The 16,117-nt window shown below is 45.1% G+C and carries 18 protein-coding genes and 1 tRNA gene; 11 read left to right on the top strand and 8 right to left on the bottom strand.

Annotated elements, in window-relative coordinates:
- Positions 1 to 7: 7 nt before the first annotated feature.
- From rlmB to LPQ35_RS00210, 3 genes are read left to right on the top strand one after another with little or no spacing between them, the layout of a single operon-like run.
- Positions 8 to 691, top strand: coding sequence for a 23S rRNA (guanosine(2251)-2'-O)-methyltransferase RlmB (gene rlmB / locus LPQ35_RS00220; protein WP_193806827.1), 684 nt, complete (start codon positions 8 to 10; stop codon positions 689 to 691).
- Positions 688 to 1,110 carry an EamA family transporter gene (locus LPQ35_RS00215; RefSeq protein ID WP_193806828.1) on the top strand — a complete coding sequence of 141 codons (423 nt, stop codon included), beginning with the start codon at positions 688 to 690 and terminating at the stop codon, positions 1,108 to 1,110. The genes rlmB and LPQ35_RS00215 overlap by 4 nt, the downstream gene beginning before the upstream one ends.
- Before the next feature lie 4 nt (positions 1,111 to 1,114).
- Positions 1,115 to 2,431, top strand: coding sequence for an AIR synthase-related protein (locus LPQ35_RS00210; protein ID WP_193806829.1), 1,317 nt, complete (start codon positions 1,115 to 1,117; stop codon positions 2,429 to 2,431).
- On the opposite strand, the gene LPQ35_RS00205 is transcribed toward LPQ35_RS00210, so the two are convergent.
- On the bottom strand, positions 2,405 to 2,683 hold the full coding sequence (locus LPQ35_RS00205; RefSeq protein WP_193806830.1) for a MazG nucleotide pyrophosphohydrolase domain-containing protein: 279 nt from the start codon (positions 2,681 to 2,683) through the stop codon (positions 2,405 to 2,407). The genes LPQ35_RS00210 and LPQ35_RS00205 overlap by 27 nt on opposite strands.
- Before the next feature lie 81 nt (positions 2,684 to 2,764).
- Here LPQ35_RS00205 and hgcC point away from each other — a divergent pair, with 81 nt between their 5' ends.
- Genes hgcC through LPQ35_RS00190 form a run of 3 tightly spaced genes read left to right on the top strand, consistent with a single transcriptional unit; the run spans position 2,765 to position 4,751 of the window.
- Positions 2,765 to 3,004, top strand: coding sequence for an HgcAB-associated protein HgcC (gene hgcC, locus LPQ35_RS00200; RefSeq protein ID WP_193806831.1), 240 nt, complete (start codon positions 2,765 to 2,767; stop codon positions 3,002 to 3,004).
- Positions 3,001 to 4,059 carry an ACR3 family arsenite efflux transporter gene (arsB, locus tag LPQ35_RS00195; protein WP_193806833.1) on the top strand — a complete coding sequence of 353 codons (1,059 nt, stop codon included), beginning with the start codon at positions 3,001 to 3,003 and terminating at the stop codon, positions 4,057 to 4,059. The genes hgcC and arsB overlap by 4 nt, the downstream gene beginning before the upstream one ends.
- A 32-nt stretch (positions 4,060 to 4,091) precedes the next feature.
- Positions 4,092 to 4,751, top strand: coding sequence for a TIGR00266 family protein (locus LPQ35_RS00190; RefSeq protein ID WP_193806835.1), 660 nt, complete (start codon positions 4,092 to 4,094; stop codon positions 4,749 to 4,751).
- On the opposite strand, the gene LPQ35_RS00185 is transcribed toward LPQ35_RS00190, so the two are convergent.
- Positions 4,709 to 5,557, bottom strand: coding sequence for an amidohydrolase family protein (locus tag LPQ35_RS00185; RefSeq protein ID WP_193806837.1), 849 nt, complete (start codon positions 5,555 to 5,557; stop codon positions 4,709 to 4,711). The two genes, LPQ35_RS00190 and LPQ35_RS00185, sit on opposite strands and share 43 nt — an antisense overlap.
- Positions 5,558 to 5,644: 87 nt before the next feature.
- Here LPQ35_RS00185 and LPQ35_RS00180 point away from each other — a divergent pair.
- The 4 genes from LPQ35_RS00180 to LPQ35_RS00165 all read left to right on the top strand — a co-directional run bounded on the left by LPQ35_RS00180 (position 5,645) and on the right by LPQ35_RS00165 (position 9,264).
- Positions 5,645 to 5,727: transfer RNA gene (locus tag LPQ35_RS00180), tRNA-Ser, on the top strand.
- Between the two features lie 130 nt (positions 5,728 to 5,857).
- A complete protein-coding gene (locus LPQ35_RS00175) occupies positions 5,858 to 7,243 on the top strand; it encodes a PAS domain S-box protein (protein WP_193806839.1) in 1,386 nt (461 codons plus the stop codon).
- Between the two features lie 243 nt (positions 7,244 to 7,486).
- Entirely contained in the window at positions 7,487 to 8,845 is a 1,359-nt protein-coding gene (locus LPQ35_RS00170; RefSeq protein WP_193806841.1) for an ATPase domain-containing protein, read from the top strand.
- A gap of 23 nt (positions 8,846 to 8,868) precedes the next feature.
- Positions 8,869 to 9,264 (top strand): hypothetical protein, encoded by a 396-nt coding sequence (locus LPQ35_RS00165; protein ID WP_193806843.1) that lies wholly within the window; start codon positions 8,869 to 8,871, stop codon positions 9,262 to 9,264.
- Positions 9,265 to 9,275: 11 nt separating this feature from the next.
- Here the strand turns inward: LPQ35_RS00165 and LPQ35_RS00160 are convergent, their stop codons facing one another.
- A complete protein-coding gene (locus LPQ35_RS00160) occupies positions 9,276 to 9,635 on the bottom strand; it encodes a response regulator (RefSeq protein WP_193806845.1) in 360 nt (119 codons plus the stop codon).
- Between the two features lie 356 nt (positions 9,636 to 9,991).
- Between LPQ35_RS00160 and LPQ35_RS00155 the strand changes: the two genes are divergently transcribed.
- Complete coding sequence (locus tag LPQ35_RS00155) at positions 9,992 to 10,222, top strand: hypothetical protein (RefSeq protein WP_048091612.1); 231 nt, start codon at positions 9,992 to 9,994, stop codon at positions 10,220 to 10,222.
- 31 nt (positions 10,223 to 10,253) lie between these two features.
- Here LPQ35_RS00155 and LPQ35_RS00150 read toward each other — a convergent pair whose 3' ends face one another.
- The 5 genes from LPQ35_RS00150 to mmp11 form a co-directional block, all read right to left on the bottom strand.
- Complete coding sequence (locus LPQ35_RS00150) at positions 10,254 to 11,138, bottom strand: ABC transporter substrate-binding protein (protein WP_193806847.1); 885 nt, start codon at positions 11,136 to 11,138, stop codon at positions 10,254 to 10,256.
- Positions 11,135 to 12,220: a sulfopyruvate decarboxylase subunit alpha gene (comD, locus tag LPQ35_RS00145; RefSeq protein ID WP_193806849.1), complete on the bottom strand. Its 1,086-nt coding sequence runs from the start codon at positions 12,218 to 12,220 to the stop codon at positions 11,135 to 11,137. Before comD ends, LPQ35_RS00150 begins: the two co-directional genes overlap by 4 nt.
- Entirely contained in the window at positions 12,217 to 13,401 is a 1,185-nt protein-coding gene (locus LPQ35_RS00140; protein WP_193806851.1) for a pyridoxal-phosphate dependent enzyme, read from the bottom strand. The genes comD and LPQ35_RS00140 overlap by 4 nt, the downstream gene beginning before the upstream one ends.
- A gap of 723 nt (positions 13,402 to 14,124) precedes the next feature.
- Positions 14,125 to 15,159, bottom strand: a complete 1,035-nt coding sequence (locus tag LPQ35_RS00135; protein ID WP_193806853.1) for a radical SAM protein — start codon at positions 15,157 to 15,159, stop codon at positions 14,125 to 14,127.
- A complete protein-coding gene (gene mmp11, locus LPQ35_RS00130) occupies positions 15,152 to 16,093 on the bottom strand; it encodes a methanogenesis marker protein 11 (protein WP_193806855.1) in 942 nt (313 codons plus the stop codon). The genes LPQ35_RS00135 and mmp11 overlap by 8 nt, the downstream gene beginning before the upstream one ends.
- Between the last annotated feature and the right edge of the window lie 24 nt (positions 16,094 to 16,117).

Here is a 16,117-nt window from a genome sequence, read left to right as displayed (position 1 = left end):
ATCCTGTATGCGTGTTTCGGGGATAAACAGCGTTTCAGAGGCCCTGAATGTGGGGAAGGTCAACAAAATTTATTTCAATCCTGATTTCAGATCCGAAAGGCTCAAAAGGCTGATTAATACGGCAAAAAAAGCAGGAGTTCCTGTTTACGCCGTTAATAATATCGAAAATAAAATTGTGGCGGAGGTATCTCCGATAAAATACAAGGACGTCGATTATGTGGCTGAGAAGGCAGTCAGGCAGGGCGGCTTTCTACTGCTGCTGGACTCTGTTCAGGACCCGCAGAATCTTGGGGCAGTCATACGAAATGCGGTGTTTTTCGGATGCTCCGGTGTGGTCATCCCCAAAAGACGGAGTGCGCAGATAAACGAGACTGTGGTGAAAGTTTCCGCCGGGGCAGTGTTCCACGCTGACATTGCAAGGGTTGCAAACCTCGCCAACACAATCAAAAACCTGAAAAAACTTGGATTTCATACTGTGGGTGCTGAAATCGGTGGCGAGAAAATTGAAAATGCTTTTATGGATCCACCACTGGCAATTGTTGTTGGAGGTGAGGACAGGGGACTTTCGAACCCTGTTAAAAAGCAGTGTGATGAAATCGTTGAAATACCGGGATACGGAAATGTGGGAAGTCTGAACCTCTCATCTGCATCTGCAGTACTCATGTATGAGTTCAGGAGGAGGTTGAAATGAACGGAATCGTTTATGCCATCATGGCAGCAGTTCTCTGGGGTTTTGTGCCGATACTGGACAAGCTCGGCATATCTGAAGGGATGTCGATTTACACTGCAACTCTGATCAGGTCGATCGGTGCTGTTATTGTCATGTCTCTCGTTCTCGCAGCATCGGGAGAGTTCAAAGCGCAGGAGTTGAACGCCAAGAGTGTTTCACTGCTTTTCGCAGCGGGAGCGATAGCTGGAGGCATTGCAATGATTGTGTACTTCACAGCAATTCAGAAGATTGGTGTTTCTAAGACCATTCCGGTAACTTCTGTTTACCCGCTTTTCACCGTAATTTTTTCGGCAATGCTCCTGAAAGAGAGCTTCAATTTTCAGAACGTGATTCTCGGAACCATGCTGATTGTTGCAGGCCTGATTCTGATTCAGAGGTGAAAAAATGGACATCGAGGGCTATGCAAGAAAACACATTGACGACCCGGATCTTGAGAGAAAGCTGGCGGAGCGCATCATGGAGTTCAAGGACATCAGTGAGGATGGAGCGTTTAAACTTGCCAGGGCCGTCATCGTCGAGGTGCGGAACGCTTACTCAAGAACTGACTGGTTGCTGGATTATTACAGGAGCAACGTTTCGATGGGCAAATTCGGAGTGGGCAGCAGGGGCACTGGCGACTTCTACGTGCACTCAAAGATTGCCGAGATGTGTGGCGATGCGGTCGTAAGCTCAAAGGACCTGGATGATGCGGGTGTCGTGAAGGTGGGAGATTACTACATTTCAGTTGCCATCGATGGTATTCACTCGAGACTTTCGGAATTTCCCTTCATTGCGGGATTTCACGTAACGAGGGCTGCGATGAGAGATGTGCTTGTCATGGGATCAAGGCCGGTAGCTCTCTTTTCCGACATCCATGTGGCCGACGATGGCGACGTTTCAAAAATTTTTGACCATCTCGCGGGCATAACTGCTGTCAGCGAGCTTACTGGTGTACCGCTCGTTGCGGGAAGCACGTTGAGGATAGGTGGAGACATGGTCATAGGAGAAAGAATGACCGGGGCTGTTGGGTGCGTGGGTGTGTCCAGGCATATAACGCCGAGAAGGAATGCTGAGCCAGGGGATGTGATAATTCTAACAGAGGGGGCAGGAGGAGGGACAGTTGCTACGGCTGCGATATATTACGGAATGCATGAGGTTGTTGAGGAGACTGTCAATCTGGACTTCATTTTTGCCGCCATGGCGCTGATAGAGTCTGATGTTGTGAAGAGCATACATGCGATGTCCGATGTTACCAATGGGGGGGTAAGAGGGGATGCGGAGGAGATTTCAAAAACAAGCGGAACGGCCCTCTACTTCGACACTGAGAAAATCAGGGGCCTGATCAACAGGAGAGTGTTTCAGATGCTTGAAAAGCTCGAGATAGATTTCATGGGCGTATCCATTGACTCTCTGATGGTCATCTGCCCGGAAAGCCTTGCTGATGATGTTCTTGGCATTATTCGAAAAGCGGGAGTGAATGCGGACATCGTTGGATGGGTTGAGAGGGGTCAGGGAGCCTTTGCGGTGGAGGACGGAGAGACAAAACCCCTGAAACCGAGGTTCAGGGAATCTGCGTACACTCCAATAAAGAAACTTGTCGGAGAGGAATATCCAGAGGATTTCGAGGAAATGAAAGCCCGGGTGGATCAGGCATTTCACAACGCGGTGGAAAAAAGAAAAAGGGTTGTTGAGAGGCTAAGAAGGAAGATCCCACCTTCCTGAGGGATCATTTTCAATGTACTTTTCAATCAGCTTTCTCTCGACATCAACGTTGAAGTAGTTTGCAAGGCTCAGGATCATAAATAGGTTGTCTGCAAGCTCCTCCTCTATGGACTCAGCATCTTTTTTCCTCACTGCCTCGGCAAGTTCTCCAGCCTCTTCGAAGAAGACCGACAGGAGGAACAGGGGGCCGGATTTTCTATCGATTTCACCGTATTTCTCGCTTATCTTCTTTGCGAGCTCTGCGAGTTCCATGGATTGTAGTATTATCTCATGATTTAAACCTTGTATGGATGATTTCGTAAAATTTTTAATATTACGAAATTTCTGAAAAATATGAAAAATTGCAAAGCTACGAGAATTGAGGCGATTTTAACAGTCGACAGCAAGGGGCAGATACTCTTGCCAAAGGAGCTTAGAGAGAAGGCAAACATTAAACCCGGAGATAGACTCGTGGCCATAAGCGGGTGCGACGAAAATGGCGAACCTTGCTGTCTCATCCTCGTCAGGGCTGAACTTCTGGACGAAAGCATCAGAGATGTACTTTCACCCATGCTAAGGGGTGTCGTGCAGTGAGTGGAGGTAGAAAGCTGTCGATCATAGAGAAATATCTGACACTCTGGATACTCTTGGCGATCATAGGTGGGGTGGCTCTTGGCTACGTCTATCCTGACATAGCTGACATCATAAGTTCTCTTAGCGTAGACACCACATCGATTCCCATAGCCATTGGCCTGATTCTGATGATGTACCCGCCCCTTGCGAAGGTGAGGTATGAAGAGATGGGAAGGATTTTCCGGAACCTGAAGCTCCTGGCCTTCTCCCTCATCCAGAACTGGATTGTGGGACCGGTGGTCATGTTTCTGCTCGCCATAACTTTGCTGAGAGACCTGCCGGAATTCATGATGGGTGTTATACTCGTTGGACTGGCGAGATGTATAGCGATGGTCATAGTCTGGAACGAGCTGGCTGAGGGAGACAGAGAGCTTGCTGTAGGGCTTGTAGCTTTCAACGCCATATTTCAGATTCTCTTCTACGCGATTTACATATACGTCTTCATAACCATCGCCCTGAACTGGCTTGGACTTGTTACGGGTGTTGAGGCGGATGTCAGCATTACTGAGGCTGCAAAGACCGTGTTCATATACTTGGGCATACCTTTCATTGCAGGGGTGGTTACAAGGTATGTGAGTTTCAGGCTGAAGGGCAGAGATTGGTTCGAAAATGTTCTCGCTCCAAAATTAAGTCCACTAACTCCAGCGGCTTTACTCTTCACGATCGTCGTGATGTTCTCGCTTAAGGGAGAGTACATAGTGGAGCTCCCGCTCCAGGTTGTGAGGGTTGCAGTCCCGCTAACACTTTACTTCCTCATCATGTGGTTCACAACTTTCTTCATAGCTTACAAACTCGGAGTTGACTACCCGAAAACCACGGCAGTGTCTTTTACCGCAGCAAGCAACGACTTTGAGCTTGCCATAGCTGTTGCTGTTGCCATGTGGGGAATTCACAGCAACCAGGCTTTCGCAACAGTGATTGGCCCATTAATCGAGGTTCCCGTGCTTATAAGCCTGGTAAACGTTGCTCTGAAGCTGAAAGAGAGGTTGTATGCTGAAACTTGTGTTCGGTCGTGAAGTTAAAATATGGTGGTATACATAGACAGCCCATGAATTACGAAATTCTCTCAAAACCCAGCTATTCTCTCCTGAAGCTTGTGCTGGATTCGGGAGAGGAGGTAATAGCTGAGACCGGTGCAATGGTTTTTATGGATGGCGTAAAACTGAAAACTGAGATGAAGGGCGGCCTTCTGGGCGGATTAAAGAGGGCAATAGGCGGAGAATCCTTTTTCGTGAACAGGTTCATCGCAGAGAAAAATAACGCAGTTCTCGGACTTGCTCCGCCGTACCAGGGAGATGTGGTTGCTGTGGATGTTAGCGGAACTTTATATGCTCAGAGTGGAGCTTTTCTTGCTGGCTCTCCCAATCTGAACATCACGAGCAAATGGGGCGGTGCAAAGTCCTTTTTTGCAGGTGAGGGTATAATACTGCTGAAAATAGAGGGGGAAGGCAAGGCATTCCTTTCATCGTTTGGCGGCATAGAGGAACTGGAAGTGGATGGCGAGATCGTAATCGATACTGGACACATAGTTGCGTTTGAAGATGGTCTTGACTTCACCATTTCGAGGTCTGGCGGACTTAAGGCGACCATACTGAGCGGGGAAGGTCTGGTAGCAAAATTCAAAGGTAAGGGAAAGGTCTGGATTCAGACAAGGTCGGTATCTGACTACATTGGATGGCTGAGTTCACTCATCCCTGACAGGGATTGACCTTCTCCAAGTCCCAGAATTTTAGCAGCGTTGAGTCCAAGAATCTTCCTCTTTGTTTTTTCTTTTAATGGAAGAGCGAGAATCTCGTGAATGTTCTTTTTTATATCCACTCCGGGGAAATCGCTGCCGAATATTATTCTGTCCTCCACTTCTTCCAGCCTCGGAAAGTATTCGAGCAGCTTTTTCGGTGGAAGGCCCGAGATTTCGAGGTAAATGTTGTCATGGATTCTCGCAAGCATGAAGGCTGCATCATACCAGATCCCCCTTCCAGAGTGTGCCATCACGATGGTCAGATCGGGAAAATCCACAGCAACGTCATCTAAGTATATCGGATCGGCAAACTTCTGCCTGACATTTCTGAACACGGATGTGCCTGTGTGGAACATGATCGGAATTTTCAGATCGGCACACCTTTCGTAAAGCCTGTAAACTCTGCTTTCGTTGGGGTAGAAGTACATGTACGATGGAAGAAGTTTGAGGCCTCTGCATCCCATTTCGAAGGCTTTTTCAAGCTCCTCCACCATATCTGGAGAGGTGTTGGGATTTATCGAGGCGAAGGGTATGAGTTTCTCATTTCCCCTGCAGAACTCTGCCACGAATTCGTTTCTGACTATTCCTGTAACGGATGGCGCGTTTTCTGCCAGAACAACAGCATAATCCACTTCAGCATCGTTCAGTATTTTCAGAAGTCTTTCTCTTGTGATTTTCTTGCTGAAATCGAAGTTTGGATTTGATCTTTTCAGAAACTCCATCACCCATGGGTGCCAGACGGTCTCGTAAACGTGTACGTGGAAGTCAATAATCATTACTCTGTTTTCATCTTCGATAAAATAAAAAACATTCGAATTTTAACCAAAACGTTCATAAACCATATTCGTTTAATGGCAGATTGAGCCGGGGTTGCAGAGAGGCACTGCGCCGGCCTTGAGAGCCGGTGCCCGTTTCGGGCTCCTGGGTTCAAGTCCCAGCCCCGGCGTGAAATTCTTCCAAAAAGACCCATTACCATTTGTTTTGCCATGTATTTGTATTGTTGGGTGTGTCATGGTGTTATGGATCTGTTTCTTCTCTGGCAAATTTTAAATATTTAAACGTCATAAATTATTGTGATGAGCATAATAGTAATAAGGAATCTCGACGACATACGGGATTGCGATATTGCAGTAATCCCTACAGGAGATTTTGATGAAACGCTCTTGAAGGAAGCAAAAATGCACAGCAAATTCGTTGTGGTTTTGGGCGACAGGATGGATTCGACAGATCACAACACTGCCAATAGAATTGCCGAAATGCTCTCGGATTTCGAGTTATTTGAAATGATCGTGAACCAGAGTCCCGACCCGATAATTATCTACAATGACGATCAGATACTGTATGCCAATCCTAAAGCAAAAGAATTTCTCGACTCAAGAGATTTGAAAAATACGATTATGGATCGCATACACCCCGACTATCGTGCATTTATTGAAAATGGGATTAAAAAGGTTCTATGTGGTGAGGATGTCGATTCGGTCGAGGTGCCACTCATCATGCCAGATGGGGGAGAATTGTGGGTGGAGGCGAATCCAAGCCTTGTAAATTTCAGGGGAAGACCTGCCATCCTGCTCATCTTCAGAGATATAACTGAAAGGAAAAAGAAGGACGAAAAATTGCGTGAAAGTGAGGAGAAATTCAGGAAGGTATTCGAAAATTCGCCGGACCTCATTGCGATATTGAATAGGGATGGCGTGTTTATTGAGGCAAATCCGTCGATGATAAAAAGCCTTGGTACAAACCCTGTCGGGAAATCTATCTATGACGTTCTGCCCATAGATGTTGCCGAATGGAGAATGCAGATGGTGAGAAAAGTTATTGAAGAGAATGCAGTGGTCTCTTTCAAAGACAGGAGGGATGGAAAATACTTTTTCAATCAGGTTATTCCTGTGCAAATGGGAGGAGAAAGACTCTGTCTGGTAATTTCTGTGGACATTACAGAGTATCTGAGGCTGGGAAAACTCCTCAGGACAATTATACGGGTTCATGAGGCGATAGCCAGGGCAAAAAATCGTGAGGAGCTGGTGAAACGTGTTGAAGAAATTCTCGTTGATTACTCTGCGAAAATAACCAATGAACCTGAGGGTATGTATTTTGGCATTAACTATGGCGGAAGAAATTACGGTTACTTGTGTATGGAGAATGTTGGTGATGCAGAGAAGGAGCTATTGCAAAGCCTTGCAGAAGATCTGGCATTTGCAATAAAAGCGATAGACGACGCAAATGCGAAAAATGTACTTAGTACACACATATCTGGCAACATTTCTGTTCTGGCACATTTGGTGGATAAGATTAGAAATCCTCTTACTGCCATTCGTGGATATGCAGAAACACTGATCGATGATGATCAGACGCGAGAAAAGATACTTCAGGCTGTTGACAGGATTGTTGAGATTATCGGGGAGCTGGATGATGCATGGGGCGAGTCTGAGAAAGTACTGTATGAGCCGGCCAAGGTTTAAAGCAAATTCTTTCAGTGCCCAAATGGCTGTTTTATCCCTGATCGCCTTTTGTTGAATTACACGCAATCATCGAGAGGCTTGCAACCGTTCATCGAAAAAAATATGAATAATAAATAATGACTATGGGATGTAATGTAATATCAACTTCACCTCCGCGAATAACGTGGGGGGCTTCAGGAAATTGCTCCAGTCCATTGTATTGTGGTGGCCAGAGGGGGATATTCCCCTGAAGGAGCTGAGAATATGGATGAGCTGGTGAAGGTGAAAACGGGCATACCCGGCTTCGATGAGATAATGAATGGAGGGATTGTAAAAAACAGCATAGTGCTGCTGGCCGGCCATCCCGGTTCTGGAAAGAGCACATTTGGGGCGCAGTTTATCTATTCCGGAGCGCTTCACCATGGTGAACCCGGAATTTATGTTAGTTTTGCTGAAAACAGGAGTGAGTTTTACAGGAACATGCGTACCATTGGCCTTGATTTTGATAGGCTTGATGAAAAGGATTTCAGGTTCATTGAAGCACTCACAATTGCTGATAAGGAAGCATTGGATGCAATTGCCACATCCATTCTGGAAACTGCTGATGAGATCTCTGCTAAACGACTGGTCATAGACTCTATAACTGCATTAATTGCTCTTTTGAGAGAGAAAGAGGTAAGGTCTTTTCTGCATTCAACTTTGACGCGGATAGCCAAATCCATGGGGCTTACCACAATTTTGATTGCTGACATGCCTATTGGGGCTACCACTATTGGCCATGGTGTGGAGGAATTCATAGTTGATGGAGTCATAGTGCTGGAGTTAACCTCACTTAGAGGACTCACGAGGAGGCTTTTGAGAATAAAGAAAATGAGGGGAGTACTGATACCACACTCAGCATACGAATTCATCATAACTGATAGGGGTGTGAGGTTGTATGTTCCACTGGAACCAATGCTTTCAGGGTCTATAGGGAGAAAAAGACTGTCTACAGGGATACCGGAACTGGATAAAATGCTCGGAGGCGGTTTACGTAAAGGGTCCATTACGCTCGTTTCTGGACCAAGCGGTACTGGTAAAACCATGATCGCCCTAATGTTCTGCATCGAGGGCATCATTAGCGGGGAGAGGGTGGTCTACCTGAGTTATGAGGAATCGGCTGAGCAGCTCAAGAATGTCATTCGAGATATGAAGTTTGATCTCGGTAAGCTTGAAGACAATTTGAAGATTGTTTCATACAGCCCTCAGAAATTGACACCCGGGTTACATTATGAATTTTTCAGGAAAATCCACGATGAATTCGGACCGTCAAGGCTTGTTGTGGACGGGTTGGGGGCTTTAGAACGTCACTATGGTAGGGAAGAGTTCTTAGAAGTGGCGAGAAATTTTGCTTTACTGTCCAAGGCTAAGGGGACAACGGTGGTAATGACTGCTCTTAAAAACTTGGTTGGCGGAGAGATTGCTGAGCTTAGCACCATAGCTGACAACATAATAGCTCTCTGGTTTGAACGCGAGAAAGATGAGATAAAGCGTAGAATTACAATTTTGAAAGAGAGGGGGTCCACTCATGATAAAAGAATCAGATCCATGGATTTCAAAGAAGGGAGAGTTATAATCTGGTGATTAAAGTGTAGGGAGGACATGATATGCGCTTTGACACCAACATTGATGTTGATCATGCAGCGAAGATACTGGACAGATTGATTACTGACGTTTACGGTCAGGGTTTCCTTGCGATTTTGAACTTTTATTTGAGTTCTGCGTGTGGGAAGAATATTAAAGACTTGAGCTTTTTTCAGAGAACCATAAGAGAGCCAATTGAGACATATCGCTGCTTATTGAATTTTTTCAATGGCAGTCAGGAGATGATAATAACTTTCTTTAAAACGATTTTTATAAAGTTTTATCCATATGGTGAGGTTGAAGAAGTTGCAGCAAAGTTTGTCCATGCATTAAGAATCGGTGATGCAGAGACCATTATGAAAATCATCGTCGGTGCGGTGAAGTACCATGAATCCAGTAATAACTCTGAGGTGAGGTAGATATAGAGCAATTATGGAGAATTGATGTACTTTTCGATTTTCTCTACAAGGTCCATTTTCTTCAGGGGTTTGCCAATGACGTCCACAGCACCCGCTTCCAGCATTTTATCACCCTTATGGGATGCGTAGGCAGTAATTGCGAGAACCTTGGCATCAGGATCGATGTGTTTAATCATTTTTGTGGCCTCAATACCGTCCATACCTGGCATAACGATATCCATTAGAACGATATCTGGCTTCAGTTTTTTGTACAGTTCAACCGCTTCTTTTCCGTTTGATGCAAGAATTATCTCGTAGCGGTCTGAGAGCATGATTTTTAGAACATCCTGAACCATTGAATCATCGTCGGCTATTAATAACACTTTTTTCATTAATTATTTAAATCACAATGATTAAATATATAGTTTTCGACTCTCGAAGGCTGTATAAAATTGTGTATTCAATCATCTGTCTTCAATGTTCAAGGAAATAGTTTTTATAGTTAAATAAATTTCATTCTTTAATTTAGGTATAAAGTGTTTCATACTCAAATAGAAATTTAATTTAGAACCTCAGGCTTCCAGATCCACACACCTTAAGTGGGGCTGAAAATTGTTGAGGTCGGGAGGATGCCTTAAACCCTGCTGCATTCACATCTTTACCTAACTTCAGACAGGCACTCACTCATAATTGATTATGGAAAACTATTTATATGGTAACAGCGTTAACTAATTATTGGTGATTAATAATGAAAGAGTTCCTGAGGCTCTGGGGGATAATGTTTGTAGCCCTCTCTGCAGTGAATTTCTTTATCCTGTCGATTGCATACGGTGGTATGCCTGAACCCAGCACACATCTCAGAGTAATCGGGATAACATTCCTGTCATCGATCGTTCTGGCGGGTCTCGTCGGTGCAGTGATGAGATTTTCCAGAGCTTTTGGAAAGTCTGAGAGCTTTGATAGAAGAGAAATGGCGTAACCGGCTACAATGAAAGAATATTTTCCACACTTTATTTTTCCGTTTTCCCGTTTTTCCATACGGAGTAATGTTCTCTTTGGGGATGCACTTCAGAAATCAAATCGAAGTTAAACACATCTGACTTTTTAAGGCTGTTTTCGACATATCCGAGCTTTTTCATGAGTGCAGCAAGAGTCTGCGTGCTGCTCACGTACTCGTCCGGTAGGGAGGCACAATACTTTGGACTCAGAGTGAGCATATCTTTTATCGTCAGATGATCCAGTTCTCCTCTTATGTAGTTTTCAAGAAATGCTCCTGAGTAATCCACGGCCTCCCTCAGGATGTTGGTTGCCCACTCATGCTTTATGAGGAACTCTCTCAATGTGTCGCAGCTCTCTTCAAAAAAGTCTCTTCTCACAGCGATACCATAGCTCGGGTTCCAGGGCCATATATCTGAAGGTCTGCCGCAAATCACCGCTCCATACCTCTTGGCCAGTATTGCGAGGTTGGGTGTCCCGCATACGCCATCGAGCTTACCTTCCGCAAAGTCATCGAGAATCATCTCGGCCCAGGGGTAGTTGACCACTTGGAAGTCAAGCTCTGCGAGGTAACTTCTCAGTATGACGTCGTGTATGCTCCCCCTCGCAGGGACTCCTATTTTTTTACTCTCGAGGCAATCCGGAAATCTGCCCTCGAACCTTCCGGCAATGACAGTCCCCTCCACGTGTCCACCTGAGATGCAGAATATGTCAACACCCTTATCGATTGCGAAAATCACGGGAGTGAGTCCCACGTATGCAAGGTCTATCCTTTTCTCTTCAAGAGCCTTTACAATCTCCATCCCTGTGCCATATATTTTCCACTCTGCTCTGACGAGTCCCTTTGCTTTTAGCATGTGCGACGTGTGGTAAAGTGTGGACAGATAACCGATCCTCACTTTATCGCCTCCATGAATCTGTCCCGTATCTCCTCAGGGCTGAGTGGAATTGTCCCAACTCTGGCGTTTCCGGGTTTTGCAAGAGCATGAATAAACATGGATTCCGGTCTGGAGGCATGTAAGGTGATTTGATCGGGCGTTACGGTTCTGAATGTTTCGAGTCCAGCCGAAATTCCGAGGAGCGAAAGATCTGCCCTGATCGTGGCGGTGGTCTGGTTTCCCGTGCTACCGTATGCAGAATTATCAATTGCTATCACCTTCAACCCCTCCTCTGAAAGGAGCCCTGCGGTGAATATCGTTGAGGGATTCATCAGAATCGAGCCGTCTCCGTCAATGGATATCACCTCTTTGCCTGTCAGGTTTATCCCGAGGGCTATTGAAGTTGCAAGACCCATGCTGCCGAGCATGTAAAAGTTCGAGGGCTGGTCAATCACATGGTATAGCTCTCTGCTTGGATATCCTATGTTTGAAACAACTATCTTTCCCTCCAGAAACTCTTTCATTCCCTGTATCAGTTCGTATCTGGTGTATCTGGCTTTTCCTCCAGGCACTTCGAATTTCCTGGTTTCGAAACTTCTCGGTTCAAAAGCAAGGTCTTCACCCATGCTCCAGACATCCGGTCTGAGCAGAATTGCTGTAATCTTATTTTCCTCGTAAGCTGTGGAGATTGTGTTTTCAATGTCTTCAGAGTTGTTGCCATCGAAAACAGTATAATGGATGCCGAGTGCATTCAGCATGCTCCTGATTTTTCTGCCCATGGGTTTTTGTGCGTCAATTTTCTCACCGAACACACCTCTCCAGCTTATGAGTATCGGGAGTGGAAGTCTGTAAGTTTCTGTAAGGCTTAAAAGAGCATTTACCATGTTTCCGAATCCTGAAGACTGAATAACCATCAGCGGTTTCTGACCTGCGAGATAGAGTCCCGCTGAGATTCCCACACCTTCTTCCTCTCTCGAAAGGGGAACGGATTTGAAATTATCCTGAAGCTTTGAAATCAGAAGTTTTATTCTTTCACATGGCAGAAACAGAGTGTGGGTGATACCGGCAGACTTAATTCTATCTATGACCTCATCCTCGATCATTCAATCATCTCCAGATCCTCTTCACCTTCAACAACGTAATCGGGCTTTGGTTTTCTTACTTTAAAATCCTTTTTCAGGTTGTCCAGTCCTGAGCCTGTTATGTTGATCAGTATTCTTTTACCGTTCAGGTCAATTTTGTCCAAAACCGCCATGGCCACCTCTGCGGCAGGGAATAGTGAAAATCCACAGGTCTTTTTAAAGAGCTTCCCTGCTTTTTTTGCCTCACTGTCCGTAATGGATACTGCCTGGCCTTTCGTCTCTGTCAGAATGTCAAACAAACCTCCTTTATGTTCGTAAAGTGGTTTTTTGTTGGAAAGCACCTTGGCGTAAATTGCTTCAAGGGGATCGAATGGATACTCTGGAATTTTCTCAGTCCTCTGCAACCATGAATCGACTATCGGTGTGAATGGTGAATTCTGTGCGATGACCATGGAAGGCGGCATCACTCCAAGGCGCTTCATACCCTCATAAAATGCGATCACTCCAGTGCCGCTACCGACAGCCTGGACATACATGTCGGGGACAAATCCAAACCTCTCGAAAAACGCATACGCAAAAGTTGCAAGTCCATCACGCCTCGCAAAATTCAGGCCCCCGCCTTCATATTCCCAGCCATCTCTTGCGCGTGCAAATCTCTGTGCGAGTTCTGTGGCTCTGCTGTACCCGCCTTTCACCATGACAAGACTCACATTTTCGCTTCTCTCTATTTCGAATGTACAGTCAAACACTTTTTCGGGGACAAACAGCACAACACTTGTATCTTCAACGTACTTTCCAAGCTCGAGAAACGCTGTTGCCGTATTGCCCACAGATGCAAGGGTTATGTTCTTTCCCCACTCCTCAGCATATTTTAACGAAACAATTGCTTCAATCTCCTTGAACGTACACGTTTTCATTCTCACATTGAAGTCTGGAGAGTATCCGTTGATGATAAGGTATATCTCGCTCTCGTACATTGATGAATACTCCTCACTTTTCAGGATGGCCGGGTAATCCCCATAGCTGAGCGGGGATCTGACCGGGAGGTGGTTGATGTATCTCCACAAACCAACACCCTGAGGCCTGAGTTTATCAAAATATGTTGTTCTCACGATGGAATTGCAACCATCTGGGCATCTGAGCGTAAATCCATTATCTCTGAACTGCCTGCCACACATCGGGCAGTGAAGAGCATATTTCATTGATTCCATATCTTTTATGAACTGATTTTAATTTTTTCTTTTTTATCCTTCCACGTTTAATACTCACAATTTTCACCGGTTATTTTATCGCTTCTATTTTTATTAAATTGACTAAATTAATTATTTTTTTAGAATTAATTTAATAAAAATTTAAAATATATTGATTTTAATGTTTTTGTTTTTGAATATACTAAACAGTCGCAATTATTAAATTTCAAGAATTAAACTAAATAAATAATTTTATTAATATTAATCTCACTTCGCAAAATATGCAATTCCAAAAATTTTGTAACAAATGATCCTCACTTCACCCATTTTTTCACGACTCCAGATGGTTTGTGCAGTTACCCCCCCTTGAACACACCGTATACCCCGTATTCACATATATTTTGGAACAACCGATCTCCCTAAATCCGCATTTTTAGGGTCGCCTAATTTATTTCTATTCCACTAATTGTGGAACAATTTTATTCAGAAAATTTAATTTAAAAAACCTAAGTTGTATTGTCTATTAGATATATTTAAAATTATTAAATTTTAATGAAATGATTTAATGAAATAAATTTAATCAGTAAAATATTTTACATTTTAATTTAATATTTAATATTTTCATCATTTAAATTAAAAGGATTTAATATAAAATTTATTAAAAATTTATTGATTTGGTGAGATGTGAGTCATGATGTGAGTGTTAATGGTCCGGCAAAAAGAAGGGTTTAAAGTTTATAGCAATTCAGGAATAAACGAGCAGCCACCACACCTGGGACATCCGGATTTAAACTCTGCTGGAACAATCTGCAGATCACTTAATGTTTCCTCTACTTTTTCAAGCAGATTTGTGTGGTAATTCAGGTCTGGAGGCTCGCGGTCTGCTCCGGGTGGGGGTCTGTAAGGGGCGATGAACGGGTAAACTGTCATGCTGAGCATTGTCTCCAGACCTCTGGTTACACTGTCTGGCCTTTCTCCGAGTCCGGTCAGGAGCCATGACGAGACATTCCACTCTCCGAACACATCAACGGCAATTTTCCATGCATCAAAGTATCTGTCCAGGGAGGGTTTCCCCGGAATGACTTTTGATCTGATCTCCTTGTCAAACACTTCAACATGTATCCCGATCGTGTCTGCACCGCTTTCATACAGTCTCTCTATCCAGTACCGGTCCACAGGCTCTATTTGGACATGGACCGGGATATCTGCCTCCTTTTTTATTGCTTTAACCGCCGTTGCGAGAAGTTCGGCGCCCCTGCCTGTCGTGTTCACGGTTCCCGTTGTTAGTGTGAGGTGCCTTCTCCTGTCCTTTTCGTGGGCTATTTTTACAGCCTGAGCCAGCAATTCCGGGTTTTTCACGTCTATGGCGTCTTTAAGCCCCTTCTGAATGTTACAGAATGAACATTTTTTACCGAGCTCCCAGTGGATGCATTTTCTTGAGATAGCAGAAACGAGGGTGTCGTATCCGTCCAGAGCAACATACCTCTCTGCAGGAACACCTCCGACAACTGTGCCGTAGTAGTCCGGCTCCGGGTACTCCACATAACCTATTCTGTTTTCAAGCTCGTAAAGGATGTATTTTCCACCCTCCTGTACGATTTTGAATGGCGAATTTCGAGCATATTTCTGCCGTACCGGTGCCGACACTACTGATTTCTCCACTTTGAATCCAACTCCTCCGTTCGGTCCACCGCCGCCTTTCCTAAGCGGACCTCTCGGACTTCTCACTCCGAGAATGAGAAGCTTCAGTTTCAGTTCGGGATCAAGCATAAACCATCACAGCCTCGTCTGGATTGTCTGCAAAACCAAGCGATGCCATCGCTCCTATCACGCCTCTTTCGCCAGTTATCTCCACCACCTGAATGCCCAGCCTCTCTGCGACCTTCATGGCCTCTTCAATCTGTACCACCCTGCTTTTTGCATCCTTCGCGTATCTCTTCAACTCGTCCGGGATGAGAACTCTATCCCACACAGCCATGGCGGTTTCATCGCTGAGCGTAGTCTCCCTGAGCCGTGTGGCGAATTCGGATACGAGCTTTTCCTTACTTTCTGTTGCAAATGTTACTGCAATTGAAACGCAGTTTGTTGTCTTCTCTGGTGTCTTGGTGTAGAGCTGCACGATTGCATGGGACAGGTAATGACCGAGCCCTTTCTTCTCGATTGCGTGTGCTATCTCATTTGCAAGCGCCCACGTGGCGCCCCCTTCCCGGCTGTCCGTGTCATCGATGCCTATGACAACCTTTCTGTGAGGTTTTAACCTTATTTTTGCTCTGCCAAGTTCAGCCCCACCTCCGAGGTTGATGATTTCAATACCGTCAACCCCCTCGGCGAGACCCCTGCAAACCGTTGCAGCTATCCCGCCGCCGGCAAGACCCGAGTATGTTATCTCTATACTGTCTTTTTTGATTGTGGCTGACTCAATTCCGGCTCCGGCAATCCCGGGTATCAGTTTTAGCTTTGTCTCACCTTTTTTAAGTACGAAAATGTTTCTCGCACCCTCTCTTCTTGCAGATATTATTAAGTCGCTCACTCTCGGATAGTGGTAAGTCTCCCATGCTGCACCCCCTATGCACTTTCCCCTCGCATGATACTCGTGAAGCTCGATAAACTCTCCATCTGTCATTGCTACAAGCTTTCTGTAGGGCGAGATCCACGGAATTTCTCCGTATTTTTTCATCAATTCATTTTTGCTCAGGAGGTTCACCTGCACCACCTTAATGTGCTGACA

The organism is Geoglobus acetivorans (genome assembly GCF_039641995.1).
GTDB classification, from domain to species: Archaea; Halobacteriota; Archaeoglobi; order Archaeoglobales; family Archaeoglobaceae; genus Geoglobus; species Geoglobus acetivorans.
This window is presented reverse-complemented; position numbering and strand designations above follow the sequence as displayed.

Excerpts from the sequence above, each read along its gene's own strand:
- rlmB (WP_193806827.1), top strand. The coding sequence starts at position 8 with ATGCGTGTTTCGGGGATAAACAGCGTTTCAGAGGCCCTGAATGTGGGG.
- LPQ35_RS00215 (WP_193806828.1), top strand. The coding sequence starts at position 688 with ATGAACGGAATCGTTTATGCCATCATGGCAGCAGTTCTCTGGGGTTTT.
- LPQ35_RS00210 (WP_193806829.1), top strand. The coding sequence starts at position 1,115 with ATGGACATCGAGGGCTATGCAAGAAAACACATTGACGACCCGGATCTT.
- LPQ35_RS00205 (WP_193806830.1), bottom strand. The coding sequence starts at position 2,683 with ATGGAACTCGCAGAGCTCGCAAAGAAGATAAGCGAGAAATACGGTGAA.
- hgcC (WP_193806831.1), top strand. The coding sequence starts at position 2,765 with ATGAAAAATTGCAAAGCTACGAGAATTGAGGCGATTTTAACAGTCGAC.
- LPQ35_RS00190 (WP_193806835.1), top strand. The coding sequence starts at position 4,092 with ATGAATTACGAAATTCTCTCAAAACCCAGCTATTCTCTCCTGAAGCTT.
- LPQ35_RS00185 (WP_193806837.1), bottom strand. The coding sequence starts at position 5,557 with ATGATTATTGACTTCCACGTACACGTTTACGAGACCGTCTGGCACCCA.
- LPQ35_RS00175 (WP_193806839.1), top strand. The coding sequence starts at position 5,858 with ATGAGCATAATAGTAATAAGGAATCTCGACGACATACGGGATTGCGAT.
- LPQ35_RS00170 (WP_193806841.1), top strand. The coding sequence starts at position 7,487 with ATGGATGAGCTGGTGAAGGTGAAAACGGGCATACCCGGCTTCGATGAG.
- LPQ35_RS00165 (WP_193806843.1), top strand. The coding sequence starts at position 8,869 with ATGCGCTTTGACACCAACATTGATGTTGATCATGCAGCGAAGATACTG.
- LPQ35_RS00160 (WP_193806845.1), bottom strand. The coding sequence starts at position 9,635 with ATGAAAAAAGTGTTATTAATAGCCGACGATGATTCAATGGTTCAGGAT.
- LPQ35_RS00155 (WP_048091612.1), top strand. The coding sequence starts at position 9,992 with ATGAAAGAGTTCCTGAGGCTCTGGGGGATAATGTTTGTAGCCCTCTCT.
- comD (WP_193806849.1), bottom strand. The coding sequence starts at position 12,220 with ATGATCGAGGATGAGGTCATAGATAGAATTAAGTCTGCCGGTATCACC.
- LPQ35_RS00140 (WP_193806851.1), bottom strand. The coding sequence starts at position 13,401 with ATGAAATATGCTCTTCACTGCCCGATGTGTGGCAGGCAGTTCAGAGAT.
- LPQ35_RS00135 (WP_193806853.1), bottom strand. The coding sequence starts at position 15,159 with ATGCTTGATCCCGAACTGAAACTGAAGCTTCTCATTCTCGGAGTGAGA.